This is a genomic window from Pirellulales bacterium (genome assembly GCA_035939775.1).
GTDB lineage: Bacteria > Planctomycetota > Planctomycetia > Pirellulales > DATAWG01 > DASZFO01.
Genome location: DASZFO010000101.1, coordinates 1 through 19,482 on the forward strand (window position 1 = coordinate 1; position 19,482 = coordinate 19,482).

Below are 19,482 nucleotides of genomic sequence, written 5' to 3' on the forward strand. Positions count from 1 at the left end.
CTCGACGCCCTGCCTTCACTGGGCAGCGTCTGCTCCGGCGGGCGATACGACAATCTAGCCGAGTTGTATACGAACCAGAAGCTGCCGGGGATCGGCGCGAGCCTTGGCCTGGATCGGCTCTTGGCCGGAATGGAAGAGCTGGGTATGCTTCCGAAGGGGGCCACGTCGGCCGAAGTATTCATTCCGTTCTTTGACGCCGGGCGGCTCACCGACTATCTGCGATTGGCGGCGCGGTTGCGGAGCGCCGGTTTTCGCGTCGAGTTCTTTCCGGAGCCAAAGAAACTCGGCCAGCAGTTGAAATATGCCGATCGCCGGGGCTTCCGCGTGGCCTTGATCGCGGGTGAGAATGAATTCGCCGCTGGACAGATTCAAATCAAGAATCTCGCGACGTCCCAAACGCAAACGGTGGCGCTCAAGCCAGACGCTGCGGCCCTGATTTGTGAGCTATCGAAACAATTGAAGAGCGGTGAAGACTGACCACCTCCGATCTCCGACCTCTGACCTCTGACCTCTAACATGGCTAATCGCGAGAATCCGTACGAAGCGGCGTTCGAGGAGTATCTCCGCGCACGGCGGATTCCCTATGTCGCCGTGGATGAATCGAAGCGCAGCCTGTTGGGAGACGGATCGCTCAAGAGCCTCGATTTTATCGTCTCGAAGCCGGGCGGGGCGTCCTGGTTGGTGGACGTGAAGGGGAGGCGCTTTCCGACGGCCTCCTGTGAAGGGAAGCAATACTGGAAGAATTGGTCCACCCGCGACGATCTGCGAAGCCTGGCGGCCTGGCAGCGGCTGTTCGGCAACGGCTTCCAGAGCTTGCTCGTGTTCGCGTACGATGTGCTGGGAGAACGTGCGCCGCTGCCGGCCGAGCAATTGTTCGAGTGCCGCGGGGCGCTGTATGGTTTTGTCGCCTTGCGGCTGGAGGACTACGCCTTTCACGCCCGTCCCATCTCGCTCGCCTGGGACACCGTGGCGATGCCAACCGCCCGTTTCCGGCAATTGGCCGTTCCGATTGAAACGCTCTTCTTGGGGCAGCCGCCGGCCGAGCTGACCGCTTAAGCCGCGAGGAGCCAGAGGTCGGAGGTCGGAAGTCGGGACGACAGCGTCGGGGCAGTATGGCGCGCAGTCCTCTGGCTCGCGGTAATCCGATTTGGTAGCCTTCTGCGAAATCATGCGAAGGTTGCTAACCGTCATTGGACTCGATGGAGCGAGTTTTGCGCAAAATAGTGCGGTCGTTGCAAAGCACCGCTCGGTGGCTCGCCGGCGGTTCGCGCGGGCGGGCGATTCGGCTCATTCCGCGGCGGGAGCCGACCGGCGACGTATTGTTGTCGTACATTACGCGCCCGTTCGTTGCCTCCGGCCGCGTCGAGGCCGATGCGCACACGAATGTCTGGGAATGCCGGCAGATCGCCCAAACGTTTCTCGACTTCGGCTACGCGGTCGATGTGATCGATTGGAACAACCTTCGCTTCCGACCGGCAAGACCCTATCGCTTTTTGGTTGACATCGGCGCGAGCCTCGAGCGGCTTGCGCCAATGGTCGGGCCCGATTGCACCAAGATTCTGCACGCCACCGGCAAGCATTGGTTGTTTCAGAACCGGGCCGAGTACGAGCGGCTCGCAGCGCTCATGGCGCGGCGCGGCGTCGCGTTGCAACCGCGGAGAATTGCCCCGGCCGGATCGGGGGTCGAAGCGGCCGATTGCCTCACCGTGCTCGGCAACGAGCTGACGATCGCCACGCTCGCCTACTCCCGCAAGCCCTGCTACCGAATCCCGCTTTCGACCACCGCCGAGTTCCCGTGGGATGATGCCAAGGATTTTGCGGCCTGCCGAAGGCGGTTCGTCTGGTTCGGCTCGAGCGGGATGGTGCACAAAGGGCTCGATCTCGCGCTCGAAGCGTTCGCCGCGACGCCCGATCTGCACCTGACGGTCTGCGGACCGGTCGATCAGGAGCGTGACTTCGCCGATTTCTACCGCCGCGAACTGTACCACGCGCCGAACATCCGCACGGTCGGCTGGGTGGACGTGGCCGGCGACGTGTTCGCGCAAATCGTCCGCTCGAGCGGCGCGATCGTATATCCGTCGTGCTCCGAAGGCTGCGCCGGCTCCGTCGTCACCAGCCTGCACGCGGGACTGGTGCCGATCATCAGCCGGGAATCGGGAGTCGACGTCGGCGACTTCGGCGTGATCCTCCCGCGCTCGACCGTCGCCGACGTTCGGGCCGCGGCAATTGACTTCAGCCGCCGCCCCGGGGACGAGCTTCGCCGCCGCAGCCGGGCGGCCTGGGAATACGCCCGCTCCTATCACACCCGGGCTCGCTTCGCGGCCGAGTTCCGCGCGGTGGTCGAGGACTTGCTCGGCGCAAAGACCACGCGGTTGCCAGCCGCGGCGCGATTGAGTTTCTCGGCCACGGATGAACGCGGATGAATGCAGATCAGCCAAGGAACGGTAGGGTGCGTCAAGTCCGCGCAGACGCAACGGACCCCGCCATAGCGCGCGATTGATGCCGCGTCATGGTGCGTCTGCTCAGAGCCTTGACGCACCCTATGCATTCGCTCAGTTGACCGTACACGGTTCGTCATTCAATACCGCTGCACGCGGCGCATCAGCCAGGCGCCGCAAACGGCGAGAATGGCGTTGCCGATCCAGACCGACCACGCCGGCAGGATGCCGAGCTTCGCCTGATCGACGCCGAGGAACAAGAGCGGATAGTAAATCAGCAGGATCGGCATGAAGCAAGCGAAGAAGCTGGTCAAGAAATCGGAGTTTCGCAGGATGATCCCGGCGGGCGCTCCGAGCAGCACGAAGCAGAGGCAGCTAAACCCATTCGCCCAGCGGCGCGACGGCTCGATCAGCAGGCGGTAGAACCGCACTCGCTCCTCGTCCAGCCGCCTCTCGTCGGCCGCCCATTGGCCCCCCGCCAGCCCGGAGAAATCTCCCGTGGTCAACTGCTCGGAGGCCAGAAGGGCCATTTTTTGCTGGATTTGCGCGATGCGGTCTTGCGAGGCCTTGATCTCGCCGGGCACCTGCGACATCGCCAAGTCGGAAGCTCCCTTGGTGGTGCGGCGGCTCGCTTCGTCCAGCGGCATGACGCGCTCGAACGTTCCCGGAATGAACCCGCCGACGCCTCCCACGTCGATCGTGCCATTGAGACCAACGATCGTCAGCGTGGCGGCCTTCAGGTCGCTCCGCAACTCCGCTTCCTCGCAAGTGATCGTCACGGAGGGGCTGTCGTCGGAGGAGCTGAATGTGAAGGTGGGCCGGATCAGTCTCTTTCCGTCGACGCGCCAGACGTTGATTCCAAACTGCTTGCTGTCGTAGTGGCGCTGAAGCGCGAGCTTGGAATAGACGATCTCCTCGACCGACTCGATCACGACCCGCCGCGCCCCGTCGCGCCCCCAAGAGCAGGCCACGTCGTTGAGCACTACGCAGACCAGGCTGAGCACGAATGCGAACACGAACGTCGGCATGAGGATCACCAACGGCGAAATGCCCATCGCCTTGATCGCCACCACTTCGTTCGTCGACGCCATCCGCCCGTAGACGCTGCACGTGGCGAACAAGATCGTGCCCGGAACGGAAAACCGCAGCGCCTCGGGCAAGACAAAGGGCAAGAGCAGAAGAATCTGCTTCAGCCCCAACCCCTGCGAATACGCCTCTTTCGTAACGCTCACCAGGATCATGAACAGCGTCATCGCGGTCAAAGTGATCAGAAACACCTTGACGATCTCGAACAGCACGTAGCGGGTCAGCACTCGCATCGACCGGCGATACTTTCGTCATTTACCACTAGGCGGCTCGCGCCGGTCGGGTTTCCGTTCGATCGAGCGCCATGGGCACAATCGGGGCCGGCCGCTCGAGCGCCGGTTCGGTCCTGAAGATATCGGTAAGCTGGCGCGACCAGCCTGAGGCGGCCAGTTGCTCCGACATGATCAGAACCGCGAGCGGATAAAGATGCAACATCAGCCGCGTCGTCGAGGTGAGCAACTGATAGCGGAGATGCAATGGGGTGACGACGAGCACGGCCAGATACGCGGCGGCCATGCCGCCGGCCGTCAGCCGCCAGAGCCAGACGTGGGCCGGCAGCCTCCCTCGCCGGAGCAAACAGAGCGCAGCGAATAGGCAGGGCCAGATCAGGTTCCAAAAGCGAACCCTAAAGAATTCTTCGCTCGCGTAAATCAGCACGGGCCAGGGCCGATCGGCCAATTGTTTCAACCATTTCCAATCGAGCGCGGCCGCATACGACGGGTAGTAAGGTGAGTTGGGCATTCCGCGATGCGCCTCGGTGCCCAACGCGATCGCCCCGCCGACGATCGCCACCACGGGCAAGATCGTTGCCGCTCGCGGCCAAAACGAGCGGCTGCGTACAAGAAGCACGATCGCCAGCGAACCTCCGCAGACGGCGATCCACAGCATCCCTTCCGACTTGGTCAACGCCGCCGCCCCCAGCAGCACGCCGGCGCTCGCGGCGCCGCGCCAGCTCGGCCAAGCGAGCCAGCGCGTCAATTCCAACACCCCGCCGAACAGAAATGCCGCCAGCGGCAAATCGGCCGATCCCGAAAACCCGGCCCCCTCGAAGCAGCAGAGGAGGATCGGGGTCTGCAAAAACAACAGCGCTGAGACCGCCACGAAGCCGGGCGAGTCGAACCGTTTTGCCGCACCGGCGTAAATCGAGGCCGCCGCCAGAGCAAAGCCGACGAACAGAAACTTTAGCCCCGGCGCCTCATACGTCTGCTCGGCCCAATCCATCTCCGCTTCCAACAGCGGCAGAAGCAGCGGATAGGTCGGATTGAAGTTGACCCGCGTCACGTCTTGAAAATCTTCGTTGCGGACCGTGCCGGAATCGTATAGCATCCGGGCCTTCAAGGCATAAATGCTCCGCGCATCGTAGCCGGTGAGTTCGCTGCGGGCCGAATGGAGCACCGCCGGAGCTAGCGCAATCCCGAGCGCGATTTTTCCCGCCAGCGGCAAATCCCGCACCCAGGCGAACAGCCGCGGCCGTCGGCGCCGGCGCCACCATCCGATGCCGAGCCAACACCAGGCGGCCAGGCCGGCCTCGGCTACGATCAGAAAGCTCAGATGCGTGATCCGCCCATCGATGGCCAACGGCACGTGCAGCGCGATCCCGACGATGGCCGCTCCCAGCAAATACGCCCAGCCGAGCGAAAGGTCCATTGGATCGCGATCTGGCCCGGAACGCAGCCAGCGCTCGGCCACTGCTCCGATGCCAGTCACCGCGATGAGAAACAGCGCGATCCCGATCCAATGAATCATCGCACGCGCTCCAGGTGGGATCGAGCCAGATCGTATTCATCGAATGTCACGACGTAGTCGATGCGATGGTTTCGGATAAAGTCCTGCTCGTCGATCGATGCGGTGGGCAGCCGCTGCCGCCAAAAATCCAGTTTCCGGTCCTCGGGAATGTCGCGTAACTGGGGCTGAACGTGCCAACTTCCGGCGAGCGCCGTCAACTCCTGCGGCAACATGAAGACGGGCCGTGGATACACCTCGTAGGCAAATCGCAGCGCGGCCGTTTGACCGTGGTACAGAATGCGGGCGTTGGGCGGCAGTTGTTCGCTGACGCGGCGGGCGAAGCATTCGAGATTCGGCACGCTCTGGCCGTTGACATTGTAAGCCGCGGTCCGATACGAATGCTCCTGCGCCTGCCGCTCTTGCGCGAGGTACGACGGGTAGCTTTGCCAAAACCTCAGGACGAACAGAGCCTGCAAGGCGACGAACGCGAAAACCAACCGCTCGCGCCAGCCCCAACGGCTCCAGAGATCGCGAAAATGTCGCCAGACGCCCGGCGCCTGTTGGCCGATCCCGTTGCCATATCCCTCCAGCCGGCGCAACCGCCGCTTCAGCCATTGGCCGTACCCGTCGAAGGTCATCCGCCACATGATGTAGCCGACGATCAGCCCGAAGACCGGATTCCGGACGCTCCGCAAGCTGAGCGCCATCGGCCCGATTTCCCATTGGCTGGGCGCTAGCGTGGCAGCCGCGGTCAGCAGACCGCAAAGCAACATCAGCGCAAAGCCGAGACGATTGATCCACCATCGGGCCCGCGGCGAAAGCATGGCTCGCTCCATCGGATTTCTCTCACGCGGCCAGCGATATCCGGCCGGCGGGCAGGTGATCGACCACGAAGTCGATCTGTTGCTCGGTCAGCTCGGGAAACATGGGAAGGCTCAGGCACTCGTCGGCCCAGGCCTCAGATTCCCGGAGCGAGCGGCCTTGCGGCGCCAAGTTTCGATACGCGCGGAGCCGATGAACGGGGAATGGATAGTGGATTCCGGCCTGCACCTGATGCTGCTCGAGCCATTGCAGCTTGGCCGCTCGGTCCGGGACGCGGACCGCGTATAAGTGATAGACGTGCTCGCTTCCCGCTTCGACCGCGCCGGGGACCACGATATCGCGATGGCCGCGCAACCGCCGATCGTAGGCCGCCGCATGGGTTCGCCGCTGGGAATTCCAACGGGCGAGGTGCTTGAGCTTCACCTGGAGCACCGCCGCCTGAATCGTGTCGAGCCGGCTGTTGAGCGCAACTTCTTCGTGATGATATTTCTTGCGCGAACCCCAATTGCGCATCAGCCGGAGCCGATCGGATAGGGCGGCGTCGGCCGTTGTGATCGCGCCGCCGTCGCCATAGGCCCCGAGGTTCTTGCCCGGATAAAAACTGAACGCGGCGGCATGGCCGAGCGAGCCGGCCGGGCGGCCCTTGTAGACGGCGCCGTGCGCTTGGCAGGCGTCTTCGACGATCACCAGGTCGTGGGCCGCCGCGATCTCGCGGATCTTGTCCATGTCGGCGCAGCGCCCATACAGGTGCACCGGCAGAATGGCGCGCGTCCGCGTCGTGATGGCCGCTTCGATTTGATCCGGATCGATCAGGCCATCCTCGCGCCGCACGTCGCAGAGCACCGGCTTGGCCCCGGCCAGGCTCACTCCCAAGGCGCTGGCCACGAACGTGAACGCGGGCACGATCACTTCGTCCCCCGAGCCGATCTCCAGCGCCCGAAAAATCAGGTGCAGCGCATCGGTGCCGCTGGCCACTCCAACGCAATGTTGCACCCCGCAGAAGTCGGCGAACGCCGCCTCGAATTGCGCGACCGGCGGCCCAAGGATGAAGCACGTCTCATCCAATACGTCCTGCAACGCGGCATTGATCTCTTCGCGAATCGACGCGTACTGAGCCTTGAGGTCGACAAGTGGAATCATGGCATCTGAGGGGATCGGAGGTCGGAGATCGGAGGTCAGAGGTCGTTAGGCCCGCGGCTTGCCGCGGAGTGGCTTACTTTCGTACTTCGTACTTAGCACTTCGTACTTATTATGCGGCTCGCGCGAGGTCGCGCTTCGACGGAGCAACGGGGGTCAAGATCGAACGGTTGCGCATCGACCGCTGCGCCGCCTCGAGCGCGCTCACGACGCGCAGGCCAACCTGGCCGCTGTTGAGCGGCTGGGCCGTGCCTTCGATGCAATCCAGGAAATGCTGGCATTCGGCGTCGAGCGGCTGGGCGGCGTCGATCCTCGGGATCACCACGTCGCCGCTGCGGACCAGCAGGCGGAATGCCCCAAAGCTATCGGCATAAGCCGGGCCGCGCTCGACGTCGACCGATTTGTGATAGATCCGCACTGGCTCGTTCAGGTCCATGTCGTTCCAGACGACCATCTGCCGCTCGCCGACGACCGTGATTTCGCGCACCTTTTGCGGGTTGAGCCAGCTCGCGTGGACGCAGGCCTGCACCTGCTTGGGATAAGCGAAGTTGGCCACGACGACGTCTTCAACGTTGGGATTGAGATACGACGTGCCGCAGGCGGTCACTTGCAGCGGCTCGGAGCCGAGCCAATAGTTGAAGATGCTCACGTCGTGCGACCCCAAGTCCCACAAGGCATTGACGTCCGAGCGAAACGGTCCCAAGTTGGTCCGCGAGGAAAAGATGTAGCGAATGCTCCCCAAGTCCCCGCGGTCGATCAGCCCCTTCACCGCGCGGATGCCGTTGTTGAACAAGAACACGTGGCCGACGCAGAGCACCTGCCGCCGCTCGTCAGCCAGAGCGACCAATTCTTCCGCCTCGTCCAAACGCGCGGCCAGCGGCTTTTCCACGAGGACGTGCTTGCCGGCCAGCAGGGCCGCCTTCGTCAAGGAATAGTGCGTCTCAGTCGGCGTGGCGATCACGACCGCCTCGGCGGCCGGATCGGTGGCCGTAGCCTGCGGATCGCTGCTACAACGAATCGAGGCGGAGATATTGCGCCGCACGGTAGCCAGCCGCGCGTCGGAAAGATCGCAGACCGTGCCGACCCCAGCACGCTGGCTGTTGATGAACGCCCGGACCAGATTCGGTCCCCAATGCCCCAAGCCGATGAAGTTGACCGTTGTCACGCGACTGGCTCCGCTAACAAGTGCGAATTACAGAGTACGTTTCTAACGCCGTAGCCCGAGTCCCAGGAGCACAACCGGCCGCAAGATGTCCCACCAGCCGACAACCGGTTTCATCTTCGTAATGCCGAGCTTCTTGGGGGGGTAGATCTTGGTGCAGGGCACTTCGGCGTGCCGGTAGCCGCAAACGAGCATTTTGTAGAGCAAGTAAACTTCCAGGCCGTACCCATCGAGCCACTTCTGATCGAGTCGGATTCTCGGGTCGTCGAGGCAGGAGAGCCGGACGGCGCGAAATCCGTTCGTCGTTTCGGTAAGCCGCTTGCGAGTTGCCAGGCTCATCAGCCAGGGATGCAGTCGCGTGGCCACTTTGCGATAGGCCGGCATGTCTCCCCCATATCCGCCGCCGCCAAGGAACCGCGAGCCGATCACCAAGTCCTGCTGCTCGGCGCAGATTGGATCGAGTAGTCGCGGAATCTCGGCCGGGTTGTCTTTATTGTTGCCGGCCATGATGACGGCGATCTCGAACCCTTCGCGCCGCGCATATTGCAGACCGCTCCGCAGCGCGCTCCCCACCCCCAGCACCCGCCCGAGCGACAACACCTCAGCCCCGCCGGACCGGGCCACCTCGGCCGTCCGATCGATCGAGCCGTCGTCGACGACCAACAGGCGGTCGACGATGTCGCGCGGCGTGCGCGCGACCACTTGTCCGATCTTCTGCTGCTCGTTGTAAGCAGGCACGATCGCGATGATTCGCCGGCCTTGGTACATTTGGGTCCCTAACGATTTCTGAAACTTCGACCTAGACGTGGCCGACGCTGCTAGCGTCGGATACAGACGCTGGCAGCGTCCGCCACGAGGTCGCTCAGGCCGACATCCGCGCCGCGCACTCCACGAGCGTTTCTTCGTACTTCGCACTTCGCACTTCGTACTGGAGCCCGCACTGCGGGCAACACCGCGTCGGATCGAGCCGACCTCCGCAGGCGCAGGCCCAACCGACAACGCGGGCCGGATTGCCGACCACCATCCGATGCGGCGGAACGTCGCGGGTCACGACCGTGCCAGCCCCGACCATCGCGAAATCGCCAATCGTCACTCCGCACACGACGATCGCCCCGGCCCCCAGGCTCGCCCCGCGGCCGACCGTCGTCGCAACGCGCCAACCGGACGGATCGACATAGCGAGCGGCCACTACCGGCATCCGCGGACTGCGCGGCGTTCGATCGTTGGTGAAAATCACGCCCGGCCCGATGAAGACGTCGTCGGCGATCGTGACTCCGTCCCAGATCATCGCTTGATTCTTGACAGTCACGCGGTCGCCGAGCGTGGCACCCGACTCGATGAAGGCGCCGTCGCCGATGTTGCAATCGCGCCCGACGACGGCCCCGGCCATGACGTGAGCGAAAGCCCAGATGCGCGTCCCCTCTCCGATTTGCGCCGATTCGCAGAGAGCCAATCGGTGAGTAAAGCTGCCCATCCTTGGCGCCCTTGCTCGAAAATGCTCGTGAATTGGGGGAGTTCCCGGCCATGCCCTTGCGCATCGAATCCATGACGCGCACCAGCGGCGGGGAGCGGAATATCTACCCCTTCAGCGCGATTGCCGCAAGGTCAGATTCCATTGCGGCGGAAGGGGTTCCGGAAGATGCGCGACGCATCGCCGCGGCTTGTGGATCCCCGCGTTCACAAGTAGAATTCTTGAATGCAAGCAATCGGTGACACCGCGCACTTTGTAGCGGAATTCGCCGGAATTCCGAGTTCTCACTCGTAAGCAATCCTTCGCCTCATTGGCCGGCAGACCATCATGGAAGCGTTTCACCGCTGGTTCGGCTGGGTACGAATCGCCGCCTTCGCGGTGATCGCCTGGACACTCGGAGCGCAGGCAGTCTTTGCCCAGGCGCCAGGCGCAGCGCAGTCCTATGAAAAGAGCTATGTGGTCCCTTATATTCTGGTGCTATTGGCATGTGCGCTGGGACTGCTGATCGTTTGCCGCTCCTCCAACCGCTCGAGCGAGATCAAACGAACAGACGACGACTGAGCGCGATCATGGCGGACGCTGCCAGCATCCGCGCCGACGCTAGCAGCGTCGGCCACGGTTGCGTGTCGCGGGGCCCAAGCGCGACCTAGCCGACTTCCCGCTTGGCGCGCGATCCGGTTGGCCGATCGAGGAATTTCGGCCGTTTGACGCTGGTCGGCGAACTCGGCCGCGCGGCGCCGAAAAACTCGGCGATCCGCGTGACGACTGCCCGCTGCTCCACGACTCGCAGCTCGGGAAAGATCGGCAGCGCCAGCACCTCGCGCGCCGCCTGCTCCGTCTCGGGCAAGCTCCCCGGCCGGTAGCCGAGCGGCTTGAAGCATTCCTGCTCGTGCAGTCCCAAGGGGTAATAGACCTCCGTGCCGACTTTCGCCGCGGATAGATGGGTGCGCAGGGCATCACGACGGCCGTTCGGCACGCGGACCACGTATTGATTCCAGACATGTCGCCGGTTCGGAGCGACCGCGGGGAGCGTGAGAATCCGATCCAGACCGCATTCGGTCATCAATTCCGTGTAGAACTCCGCATTCGCGCGGCGCAGTTGCGCCCAGCGATTCAGGTGCGGCAACTTGACGTTGAGAATCGCCGCTTGGATCGAATCGAGCCGGCTGTTGATGCCGACCACTTTGTGGTGGTAGCGCGGTTCCATACCGTGCGCCCGCAAGAGCTTTAGTTGGGCCGCCAAGTCGTCGTCTTCGGTCGTCAGCAGGCCTCCATCGCCGAAACCACCCAGGTTTTTGGTCGGATAGAAGCTGAAGCAGCCGATGTCTCCCAGCGCCCCGGCCGATTTGTCGCCCACGCCGGCCCCAATCGATTGGGCCGCGTCTTCGATCAGAGGCAGTTGGTGTGCCGCGGCGACGGTTCGGATGGCGTCCATATCGGCGCATTGACCGAACAGATGCACGGGCACGATGGCCTTGGTCGCTGCGGTGGTCCGCTCGGCGATCAGTTCGGGATTCATGTTGAAGGTGCGCGGCTCGATATCGACGAACACCGGCACCCCGCCGAGCCGCGAGACGGCGCTGGCCGTGGCGAAAAAAGTAAAGCTGGGCACAATCACCTCATCCCCCGGCTGCACGCCAACCGCCATGAGCGCGAGCAGCAGCGCATCGCTTCCCGAGGCGCAGGCGACGGCGTGCTTAGCGCCGGTGAACGCCGCAACGCCCTTTTCCAATTGCTCGCAATCCGGCCCAAGGATAAATCGGCCCGACTCGCAGACGCGGTCGATCGCCGCGCGGATCGCGTCGCGCAGCGGCTCGTACTGCCGTTGCATGTCCAACAGCGGCACGGCCGGGAGGACCGGATCGTGGTGCAGGACGGGGGACTCTTTGGGAGGTAATCCATCCATGGATAACTCCTTCCTGATTGGGAGACGCAATGCCGCGATGACAGCAGCCGGCGGCGGACGTGATTAGGCTGCGAACCTTAAAAGCATCCCCGCGGCACGTCAAGCCCGATCCCACTCGTCATTCTCGCGACGGCGGCTAGAATGGCCGCATGACTGAACCGCTCGTGGGGGTTGTTGAGCTGGGAAAGCGCTTCGGCGAGACGATGGCGCTGGAAGGCGTCAGCTTTCGCGTCGAGGAGGGAGAAATCTTCGGGCTGTTGGGCCCAAACGGCGCGGGGAAGACGACTCTACTCTCGATCCTGGCTTGTCTCTTGGCGCCGAATTCGGGCGAAGCGCGGCTTTTTGGCCGCGCGGCAAGCCCGCGCGATCGGGAGGTGCGGCGGCGGCTGGGCATCGTGCCGCAGGAGCTGGCCCTCTATGGCGATCTTACGGCGCGCGAGAATCTTCTGTTTTTCGGCGGCCTTTACGGGCTGGCCGACGACGTGCTCTGCCGAAAGACTGACGCCGTGCTCGAAGCGATGGGGCTTGCCGATCGGGCCGATGACCGGGTCGATACGTTCTCCGGCGGGATGCAACGGCGGTTGAACCTCGGAGCGGCGCTCGTTCACGATCCGCAGCTCGTGTTGCTCGACGAGCCGACCATCGGCGTCGATCCGCAATCGCGAAACCACATCTTCGAGGAGATCAAGCGGCTCAATGCCCGCGGGGTGACGATCATCTATACGAGCCACTACATGGAAGAGGTCGAGGCCCTCTGCCGTCGAATCGGCATCATCGATCACGGCCGACTGATCGCCTGCGACACCTTGCCATTGCTCCTGCAAAGACTCCAGGGGCAGATTCGCTTTCAGGTCTCCGAAGTCGCGTTGGCTCTTCGCGAGCGTCTGGCTGCGTTAACCGACGCTCACTTTATCGAAGAAGCAGATCATCGAATGGCGCTGGAATGCCGCGATGTAACGGGCACCCTGCTCCGTCTGATCGCTCTACTCAAGGAATTGCAAATCGAATTGACGCATATCGAGACCATCGAACCAAACCTGGAACGCGTATTCCTGCACCTGACCGGCAAGACACTGCGAGATTAGCGTTTGAATTCGAGCCACTAATTCCGGCGGCTTACGCCAGCGGATTACTCCGCCACGAAGACTCGCATTCCCAGCCCCCATTCCCTTCCCCCATGCCCACCTGGATTCTCATCAAAAAAGACTTGCGGCTGAGTTGGCGCGACCGGCGTTCGCTGGTCGTGCTGCTCTTGATGCCACTGTTGTTGGTGCTCGTGTTGGGGCTGTCGCTGGGGGAGGGATTCGGTCAGAAGGCCGATGATCGGCTGCGGATTTCGATCGTCGATCTCGATGCCGGTTACGTCGAGAAAGACCCCGCCAGCAAAGTCGAGACGGCTCGGCGCTGGTCGAAAGTGGTCGAGAACGACCTGGCCCAAACGGCCGGCATTCGCGTCGAGTTGATTGCGAGCGAGCGCGAGGCCAAGGACCTCATCGACCGTGGCCGGCGAGCGGCGGTGCTCGTGTTCGGTCCCAAATTCAGCGAGCAGATCACGCTATGCTCATTTCTGGCCGACGGCGTCAACCCGTTTTATCGCGACGGCGTCAATTTGGAAGCCGTCGATGCCAAGCTGCTGACCGATCCGACGCAAATCACGGCCGCTTCGATCATCGAGCAAGTCGCGCAAGTGACCACGCTGCGAGTCGTCATGCCGTGGATGATCGGCCGGGCGTTCGACAAAGTCGGAAAGGAGCTGGGACCGCTGGTGCAAGCTGGCTTGAAACAGCTTTTTCCCAACTACGACCTGACTGCCACCACCTGGGCCGATCTAACTCGCTCGAAACCTCGCGAAGCCTCTCATGCCGACCACGCGGGCGAGATCAGCACATACCAGCCCCCGGCGAGCACGGGATTGCTCAACCGCGGCGCGGCGCGGTATCAGATTCTCGTGCCCTCGTACCTGGTGATGTTCGCCTATTTCTTGGTCCTCGTGGTGGGCCGGCTGTTTGTCAGCGAACGGCGGCAGGGGACGATGAAACGTCTGCGGGCGGCACCCCTCTCGCGGTGGCAGATTCTCGTCGGCAAGTTTGTTCCCGCCTATTTGCTCTCGATCGTGCAAGGTTTCTTTTTGTTGGCGGCCGGCAAGCTGGTGTTTGCGATGAGCTGGGGACCGCAGCCGCTGTGGCTCGTGCCGGTCGTGCTGACCACGTCACTCTCCGCGATGGGATTGGCGTTGGTCGTGGCCGCGCTCGCCAAGACAGAGTCGCAAGTGGCCGTCTACGGGACGCTGCTGGTGCTAGCGCTCGCCGGCTTGAGCGGCTGCCTGATGGGAGATCGCGAGTTGATGCCGGAGACCATGCGGCAGGTCAGCCTGATCACGCCGCACGCTTGGGCGCTCGACGCCTATCGGCAACTGTTGGCCAATCCGACTGGCCCGAATCTGGCGATCGTCGCCCAGTCTTGCGCCGCTCTGTCGGGTTTCGGCGTCGGCCTGATCTTGCTTGGCTGGTCGCTGCTGCGGTTGGAAGAGGTGAGTTAGCGACGAAACACTAGCCCGATGCGCTAGCGAGGGTGCGGCATCCCGCACCCTCGCTAGCGCATCGGGCTAGTGTAGGTGATAAACAATACAGGTCAGGGCGGCGGCCGCTACCAGTTGAATTCCAAGCCCAACGACATACCGGTGAACATTTGGCCGCCGGCAACGTTGATCGCATTCGGCTGGAATGCGCCGAAGTGCACCTGATCCGGCGCCCGCGCGACGCTGGTCAGCCACATGAAATCGTAAGAGGTTCGCAGCCGCAAATTCGGCCGGATTTGCCAGCCGGCGACAAAGCCCAGTTCGCTCACGGCGGCGGGGCCAGTGTGGAAACCATTTTCTGTGTGCGAGCCCGCGGGAGTCGCCGGACTATCGACGAATCTCAAGCTTGCGTCAACCTCCGCGAAATTGGCGCAGACGGTTGAACCACCGCGGATCCCGACATACCACAAGTCGTGCTTGTAATCCAATTCACTTCCAATGTGGAGCCCGAGCAGATTGTTCGTCGTATGGTTGGCGTAGTCGCCGCCGAAGACTGTTGGGCTGACGTTGTTTTTTCGCGTCGAGAAACTAAATCGCTCGTCGTATTCGGCGTCGTGGATGCCCAGCAGGAAAGTGAAGACGGCCCCGTCTTCGGCCTGGCGTTTCCAAAACCCGTCGGGATCGTAGACGAGGGCGTCTTTGCCGGGCCGCTTCGTCCAGCGGAGATCGAGGCCACCACTGTTGAACTGCGATTTATAATAGAAAAATGCGCCGTCGGCACCGCTAAAACCGGCGAGTCCCAACAGATTCCCAGAGGTCGAAATAGCGCCCGGAACCACGCCAATCAAAGCGAAGCTCCGGTGCCAATCCTCCATCCCGGTAAAGGAGGCTTCGATTGCATGATCCCAGCCGAAGGTGTCGTGACAGCGCCAGAGGCCGATCGTATATCGCGCCCCTTCAGTGATGCCCAGCGAGAGATTCTGCTCGGTGAAGAAATTTCCCAGGGCCACGTCAACAGCGAAGCGAGTATCGCGCAGGGGTCGGTCGTGGTTGAGCACGACAAAATCGGAGTTTACATACCAACGGTCAGGGGCGAACCAGCAGTTCGATGAAATCACCGGCGTGCAGGGCTGCCCTTGTTCGAAGACTTGCTCAGCATCGGCCGGCGTTGTCCCGTCGGGCGTTTGCTCTGGCTGCCCCTCCATCTGTCCGGGCGGAACGGCTTCCGCTCCCGGTTGCTCGGGCGGAATCGCGTCGGTGGCCGGCGGTTCTTCCGGACCGACAGCGGATGTCGATTCGACGCCCGATTCCTCGGGCGCTCCCGCTGGCGAAACGGCGGACATTCCGGTCGGGGAGGGCTCGGCCGCCATCGACGCACCGCCCAGCCAAGCGGTTGCCATCAGGCCGATCGCAATTCGCCAGATCGCAGTTCGGACCACCCTTCGTCTCCTTCAATGCCAGCCGTGCGGTGTGCGGCGCCGCGCCCACTCTGGGCCGGGCGGAGTCAAAAATCCCTAATGGTCATCGGATAGCGCAAGCCTTACGCCATAGGAATAAACGGCAAAACCCGGAAAATCGACAGGGTCAGGCTAACTTATCCAAGCAACGCATTTCGCAAGTTATTGAAAATAAGGCTGTTGCGACATTCACGGGCGCTCACTCGTGCTCGGAATTGGGTGGCAGCTTAATTCTCAGTAAGTTCCGCCTGCAGGATGCGACCGGTCCGGCTCGGACTTCGGCGAGTTCAGTAGAGCCGCAACCCGGACCTATATCAGATTAGGCAACCACCTGAATTTGGCGGCCGCTGTCCAAGCCTGGATTCCGCGGATAGGATATTCAGGGATTCATCTCACCTCAAAAAGGATTTCCAGCCATGACCACCCCTCTGGAATCGCTCGTCGCTGCTGGCACCAAGTTGTGGCTCGATTCGATCGACCCGGATTTGGTCCGTTCCAATCGGGCTCTCGGTGCCAGCGGCGCCACGTCGAACCCGATCATTATCTCCGACCTGATCAAGACGGGCCGGTTCGACGGCCGGCTCGATGAGCTGATCCAGCAGGGACTCGACGATCAGCAGATCGCCTGGCAATTGACCGACAGCTTGGTCCGCGACGCTCAACAAGTCTTTCTACCGTCCTGGGAGGAGACTCGCGGCAACGACGGTTACGTCAGTTTCGAACTGGATCCACTGCTGGAAGACCCGCAAGCCGGCCCGCCGCACAAGGAGCGCGTCGCGCGATATATCGAATTGGGCAAGAAATGGTCGGCAGGGCATCGCAACCGGATGATCAAAGTTCCCGCGACCCCCGCCGGGCTCGAAGCGCTCGAGGAGTTGTGCGCGTCGGGCGTGACCTTGAACGTCACGTTGATCTTTTCGCTGCGGCAATACCGGATCGCGCGCGATAGCATTTGGCGCGGTGCGCAGCGGCGGTCAACGCTCGAGCGGTTCAAGAGCGTATACAGCATCTTTGTCTCGCGAGTCGACGTCTACACGGAAAAGCACGTACCGGGACTCTCGCCGGCGGCCCAAGGCATGGTTGGGATCGTCAACGCCAAGCGAATCTGGGCCGAGAACCGGCAGTTTTGGACCGAGCATCGCACGCCGCTGCAACAGGAGATGATTTTCGCCAGCACGGGCACGAAGAAGCCCGAGGATCCGCCCTGGAAATATGTCGAGGCCTTCGCGGGAAGCGACATCGAAACCAATCCGCCCGCGACGAACGATGCGGTGCAAAAGAGCGGCCGCACGTTCACCCGCCGAATCGATGAGATGCCCGATGCCGCGGTGCTCTCCGAAATGGATCGGCTGGTCGATATCGATCATCTCGAACGGACGCTGATGGAGGAAGGGGTCAAGAAGTTCGCCGATCCGCAAAAGGCGCTGCTGAGCCTTATCGGCGAAAAGCGGGCCGCGCTCGCGCCCGCTGGCCGGTGACGTCTGTTTAATGGCGGCCAAGATGATACGATAATCCGGCGGGCGTCCTTGACACGATGGGCGCCGCTCGACTTGGCCGGCCCAACCATCTTTCTTCGATCTTTCTCCCATGACCATCGATCCCTATTCCATTTGTCCCGGCGGCACCGGCAAGAAAGTGAAATTCTGCTGCTCCGATTTGGTTGCCGACTTGGACAAAATCGAGCGGATGCTGGAAGGCGATCAGCGGATTGCCTGCCTCGACCACATTACCAAGCTGGAAGCGAAATGCCCGCAGCGCGCTTGCCTGATGGCGGTTCGCTCGCTCCTGGAAATCTCACTCGACAAACCGGAGGAGGCGACCGCCACGATCGCCGCCTTCCTGGCAAAGTATCCGGACAATCCGGTCGCGTTGGCCCGCTCGGCGGTCCTGAAATCGCGCCAGGGCGAGCCGCGCGAGGCGATTGTGTCGCTGCTGCGGGCAACCGAGGTGAGTGGCGAAGAAATCGGCACCAACATCTATCAAGCGATCACGGCGGTCGCCATCAACTTGGAAGCGATGGGGTACGTGATTTCCGCGCGTGCGCTGCTGTTGTGGCAATTCAGGATTTCGCGCGGAGAAGACCAACAGCCCGCGCTCGCTTTATACCAGCTTCAAAGCGATCAACGCCTGCCGCTGCTGTTGAGGGAGGAGCCCGACTTGGAGCCGCCGCCGGAGGGCGCGCCGTGGAAGTTCGAATTCGATGTGGCGTATAAAAGCGCCGTTCAAGGCCGCTGGAGCATCGCGGCCGAGAAGTTCGCCGCGCTCGTTCCGCTGGCCGGCCAATCCCCCGCCCTGTGGCGCAATTTGTCGCTGCTGCGCGGCTGGCTTGGCGACTATCCGGGAATGGTCGAGGCCCTGCGCAAGCTGTCGACCCTCGAGGCGCAGCCCGACGACGCGATCGAGGCCGAGGCGCTCGCGCAACTGATCGACGAGAATTCCACCACCGACGCCGTGGAAATCGTGGAGGTGGCTTATGCCGTCGCCAACCAAGCGGATGTCGAAGAGCGGTTTTCCGCAGATCGCCAGATGGAACGGACTCCGTTCGATCCGCGCGCCTGGGAGAGCGACGAAGTGGATGAGGCCCCAAGCCCGCCGCCGCGAGCGTTGTTTCTGTTGCTCGACCGGCCGATTGCCGCGACGGCGGCTGGATTGACTCACGATCAGGCATCGGGAGTCAGCGCCACGGTGTTGCTCTTTGGCCGCCAGACCGACCGGCCCGAGCGGTTGGTCGTTCAGACCGAGCGCGATACGTTGCCGCAGGTGGATTCCCTCCTCAAGCGAATCGCCGGCGACGCACTCGGCGAGCGGACGAGTGATCCCGAAAAGGTGGTTGATCGAATCCCGGCGATTGCCCACGCCTTGCGGATGGATTGGCGATTGCCGCGCGACGCGACTCCCGAGCAGCGCGCGGCCCTGGCGGCGGCCGGGCGCCGCGACAGTATTCTGAACCGATTGCCGAAGCTCCGTCTCAACCGACTCGGGGGCCAAACGCTCGAGCAGGCCGCGACCCTTCCGGCGGGACGGATTCGCGCGTCGGCCTTGATCTTGAACCTCGAATTGCCGCTCGTCCGGGACCGCGATGTCGAGCTTTACAACGACCTGCGCCGCCAACTCGGCTTGCCGGTTCCCGGTCCGATCGATCCGGTCTCGCTGGTCGGCGACGCTCGGTTGCCCGCGGCCCGGCTGCACCGTATGCAAGCAGAGCGTCTGTCGGACAAATTGCTGATCGAATTCTATCGCCGCGCGAGGGTGCTGGGGATTGCCCGGGCCATCGGTAAAATGGCCGCCGAATTGGTGCGCCGGCCGGGGCTTGCCGAGCAGATTGATTTCGCCGAGCCGCACGGCTTGCTGGCGAATCTTTCCGAGACCCTGGACGACGCACTGGTCCACGTCGATCAAGCGCGCGCGATCACTCAAAAGGCGCGGCAATCTTCGGCCCGGTGGGACCTTGAGGAACTGTCGCTTCGCATTCGGTTCCTCGACCTACAGGGGGCCGCGCGGCTGTTCGAGCATCTCCGCAAAGAGCACATTGGAGAGGAAGGAGTCGCCGAGACCTTGGGGCAGATTCTCGTTTCGAACGGATTGGTCGATCCGAGCGGACGGCTGCTCTTGCCCGCCGTCGCCGAAGCTTCGCCGATCGTCGTGCCGGGCGCCGCCGCGATGGGCCGAATCCTAACGCCCGACAGCCAGCCCGCCACCGCCGAGCGCAAACCCGTCCTCTGGACGCCGAATTGAAGTGCGAAGTACGAAGGACAAAGTA

Annotated in this window: 17 protein-coding genes; 8 read left to right on the plus strand and 9 right to left on the minus strand. The window is 62.9% G+C overall.

Annotation, left to right across the window (positions count from 1 at the left end):
- From VGY55_06175 to VGY55_06185, 3 genes are all read left to right on the plus strand, one after another.
- A partial coding sequence (locus VGY55_06175; protein ID HEV2969558.1) for a His/Gly/Thr/Pro-type tRNA ligase C-terminal domain-containing protein occupies nucleotides 1–477 on the plus strand: 477 nt, incomplete at its 5' end.
- A gap of 39 nt (nucleotides 478–516) precedes the next feature.
- Entirely contained in the window at nucleotides 517–1,056 is a 540-nt protein-coding gene (locus VGY55_06180) for an HYExAFE family protein (GenBank protein HEV2969559.1), read from the plus strand.
- A 176-nt stretch (nucleotides 1,057–1,232) separates the two neighbouring features.
- Nucleotides 1,233–2,423 carry a glycosyltransferase gene (locus VGY55_06185; GenBank protein HEV2969560.1) on the plus strand — a complete coding sequence of 397 codons (1,191 nt, stop codon included), beginning with the start codon at nucleotides 1,233–1,235 and terminating at the stop codon, nucleotides 2,421–2,423.
- Nucleotides 2,424–2,578: 155 nt separating this feature from the next.
- Here the strand turns inward: VGY55_06185 and VGY55_06190 are convergent, their stop codons facing one another.
- From VGY55_06190 to VGY55_06220, 7 genes are all read right to left on the minus strand, one after another.
- Nucleotides 2,579–3,757 (minus strand): LptF/LptG family permease, encoded by a 1,179-nt coding sequence (locus tag VGY55_06190; GenBank protein HEV2969561.1) that lies wholly within the window; start codon nucleotides 3,755–3,757, stop codon nucleotides 2,579–2,581.
- Between the two features lie 28 nt (nucleotides 3,758–3,785).
- The gene (locus tag VGY55_06195) at nucleotides 3,786–5,270 is read right to left on the minus strand and encodes a hypothetical protein (GenBank protein ID HEV2969562.1); all 1,485 of its coding nucleotides are present in this window, start codon (nucleotides 5,268–5,270) and stop codon (nucleotides 3,786–3,788) included.
- On the minus strand, nucleotides 5,267–6,085 hold the full coding sequence (locus tag VGY55_06200; protein ID HEV2969563.1) for a hypothetical protein: 819 nt from the start codon (nucleotides 6,083–6,085) through the stop codon (nucleotides 5,267–5,269). Before VGY55_06200 ends, VGY55_06195 begins: the two co-directional genes overlap by 4 nt.
- 10 nt (nucleotides 6,086–6,095) lie before the next feature.
- Nucleotides 6,096–7,211, minus strand: a complete 1,116-nt coding sequence (locus VGY55_06205) for a DegT/DnrJ/EryC1/StrS family aminotransferase (protein HEV2969564.1) — start codon at nucleotides 7,209–7,211, stop codon at nucleotides 6,096–6,098.
- A 109-nt stretch (nucleotides 7,212–7,320) separates the two neighbouring features.
- Complete coding sequence (locus tag VGY55_06210) at nucleotides 7,321–8,373, minus strand: Gfo/Idh/MocA family oxidoreductase (protein ID HEV2969565.1); 1,053 nt, start codon at nucleotides 8,371–8,373, stop codon at nucleotides 7,321–7,323.
- 42 nt (nucleotides 8,374–8,415) lie between these two features.
- Nucleotides 8,416–9,138: a glycosyltransferase family 2 protein gene (locus VGY55_06215; GenBank protein HEV2969566.1), complete on the minus strand. Its 723-nt coding sequence runs from the start codon at nucleotides 9,136–9,138 to the stop codon at nucleotides 8,416–8,418.
- Between the two features lie 94 nt (nucleotides 9,139–9,232).
- The gene (locus VGY55_06220) at nucleotides 9,233–9,844 is read right to left on the minus strand and encodes an acyltransferase (GenBank protein ID HEV2969567.1); all 612 of its coding nucleotides are present in this window, start codon (nucleotides 9,842–9,844) and stop codon (nucleotides 9,233–9,235) included.
- A gap of 324 nt (nucleotides 9,845–10,168) precedes the next feature.
- Between VGY55_06220 and VGY55_06225 the strand changes: the two genes are divergently transcribed.
- A complete protein-coding gene (locus VGY55_06225) occupies nucleotides 10,169–10,402 on the plus strand; it encodes a hypothetical protein (protein HEV2969568.1) in 234 nt (77 codons plus the stop codon).
- 85 nt (nucleotides 10,403–10,487) lie between these two features.
- On the opposite strand, the gene VGY55_06230 is transcribed toward VGY55_06225, so the two are convergent.
- The gene (locus VGY55_06230) at nucleotides 10,488–11,747 is read right to left on the minus strand and encodes a DegT/DnrJ/EryC1/StrS family aminotransferase (protein ID HEV2969569.1); all 1,260 of its coding nucleotides are present in this window, start codon (nucleotides 11,745–11,747) and stop codon (nucleotides 10,488–10,490) included.
- A 149-nt stretch (nucleotides 11,748–11,896) separates the two neighbouring features.
- Here VGY55_06230 and VGY55_06235 point away from each other — a divergent pair, with 149 nt between their 5' ends.
- On the plus strand, nucleotides 11,897–12,832 hold the full coding sequence (locus VGY55_06235) for an ATP-binding cassette domain-containing protein (protein HEV2969570.1): 936 nt from the start codon (nucleotides 11,897–11,899) through the stop codon (nucleotides 12,830–12,832).
- Nucleotides 12,833–12,924: 92 nt separating this feature from the next.
- Nucleotides 12,925–14,286: an ABC transporter permease gene (locus tag VGY55_06240; GenBank protein ID HEV2969571.1), complete on the plus strand. Its 1,362-nt coding sequence runs from the start codon at nucleotides 12,925–12,927 to the stop codon at nucleotides 14,284–14,286.
- 107 nt (nucleotides 14,287–14,393) lie between these two features.
- On the opposite strand, the gene VGY55_06245 is transcribed toward VGY55_06240, so the two are convergent.
- On the minus strand, nucleotides 14,394–15,704 hold the full coding sequence (locus VGY55_06245) for a hypothetical protein (protein HEV2969572.1): 1,311 nt from the start codon (nucleotides 15,702–15,704) through the stop codon (nucleotides 14,394–14,396).
- Between the two features lie 434 nt (nucleotides 15,705–16,138).
- On the opposite strand from VGY55_06245, the gene VGY55_06250 reads away from it, so the two are divergent.
- Together VGY55_06250 and VGY55_06255 are read left to right on the plus strand one after the other, a co-directional pair.
- Nucleotides 16,139–17,200, plus strand: coding sequence for a transaldolase family protein (locus VGY55_06250; protein HEV2969573.1), 1,062 nt, complete (start codon nucleotides 16,139–16,141; stop codon nucleotides 17,198–17,200).
- Nucleotides 17,201–17,309: 109 nt separating this feature from the next.
- Complete coding sequence (locus VGY55_06255) at nucleotides 17,310–19,457, plus strand: hypothetical protein (GenBank protein ID HEV2969574.1); 2,148 nt, start codon at nucleotides 17,310–17,312, stop codon at nucleotides 19,455–19,457.
- Nucleotides 19,458–19,482 lie beyond the last annotated feature (25 nt).

Excerpts from the sequence above, each read along its gene's own strand:
- VGY55_06180 (HEV2969559.1), top strand. The coding sequence starts at position 517 with ATGGCTAATCGCGAGAATCCGTACGAAGCGGCGTTCGAGGAGTATCTC.
- VGY55_06195 (HEV2969562.1), bottom strand. The coding sequence starts at position 5,270 with ATGATTCATTGGATCGGGATCGCGCTGTTTCTCATCGCGGTGACTGGC.
- VGY55_06220 (HEV2969567.1), bottom strand. The coding sequence starts at position 9,844 with ATGGGCAGCTTTACTCACCGATTGGCTCTCTGCGAATCGGCGCAAATC.
- VGY55_06250 (HEV2969573.1), top strand. The coding sequence starts at position 16,139 with ATGACCACCCCTCTGGAATCGCTCGTCGCTGCTGGCACCAAGTTGTGG.
- VGY55_06240 (HEV2969571.1), top strand. The coding sequence starts at position 12,925 with ATGCCCACCTGGATTCTCATCAAAAAAGACTTGCGGCTGAGTTGGCGC.
- VGY55_06255 (HEV2969574.1), top strand. The coding sequence starts at position 17,310 with ATGACCATCGATCCCTATTCCATTTGTCCCGGCGGCACCGGCAAGAAA.
- VGY55_06215 (HEV2969566.1), bottom strand. The coding sequence starts at position 9,138 with ATGTACCAAGGCCGGCGAATCATCGCGATCGTGCCTGCTTACAACGAG.
- VGY55_06200 (HEV2969563.1), bottom strand. The coding sequence starts at position 6,085 with ATGGAGCGAGCCATGCTTTCGCCGCGGGCCCGATGGTGGATCAATCGT.
- VGY55_06205 (HEV2969564.1), bottom strand. The coding sequence starts at position 7,211 with ATGATTCCACTTGTCGACCTCAAGGCTCAGTACGCGTCGATTCGCGAA.
- VGY55_06190 (HEV2969561.1), bottom strand. The coding sequence starts at position 3,757 with ATGCGAGTGCTGACCCGCTACGTGCTGTTCGAGATCGTCAAGGTGTTT.
- VGY55_06230 (HEV2969569.1), bottom strand. The coding sequence starts at position 11,747 with ATGGATGGATTACCTCCCAAAGAGTCCCCCGTCCTGCACCACGATCCG.
- VGY55_06225 (HEV2969568.1), top strand. The coding sequence starts at position 10,169 with ATGGAAGCGTTTCACCGCTGGTTCGGCTGGGTACGAATCGCCGCCTTC.
- VGY55_06235 (HEV2969570.1), top strand. The coding sequence starts at position 11,897 with ATGACTGAACCGCTCGTGGGGGTTGTTGAGCTGGGAAAGCGCTTCGGC.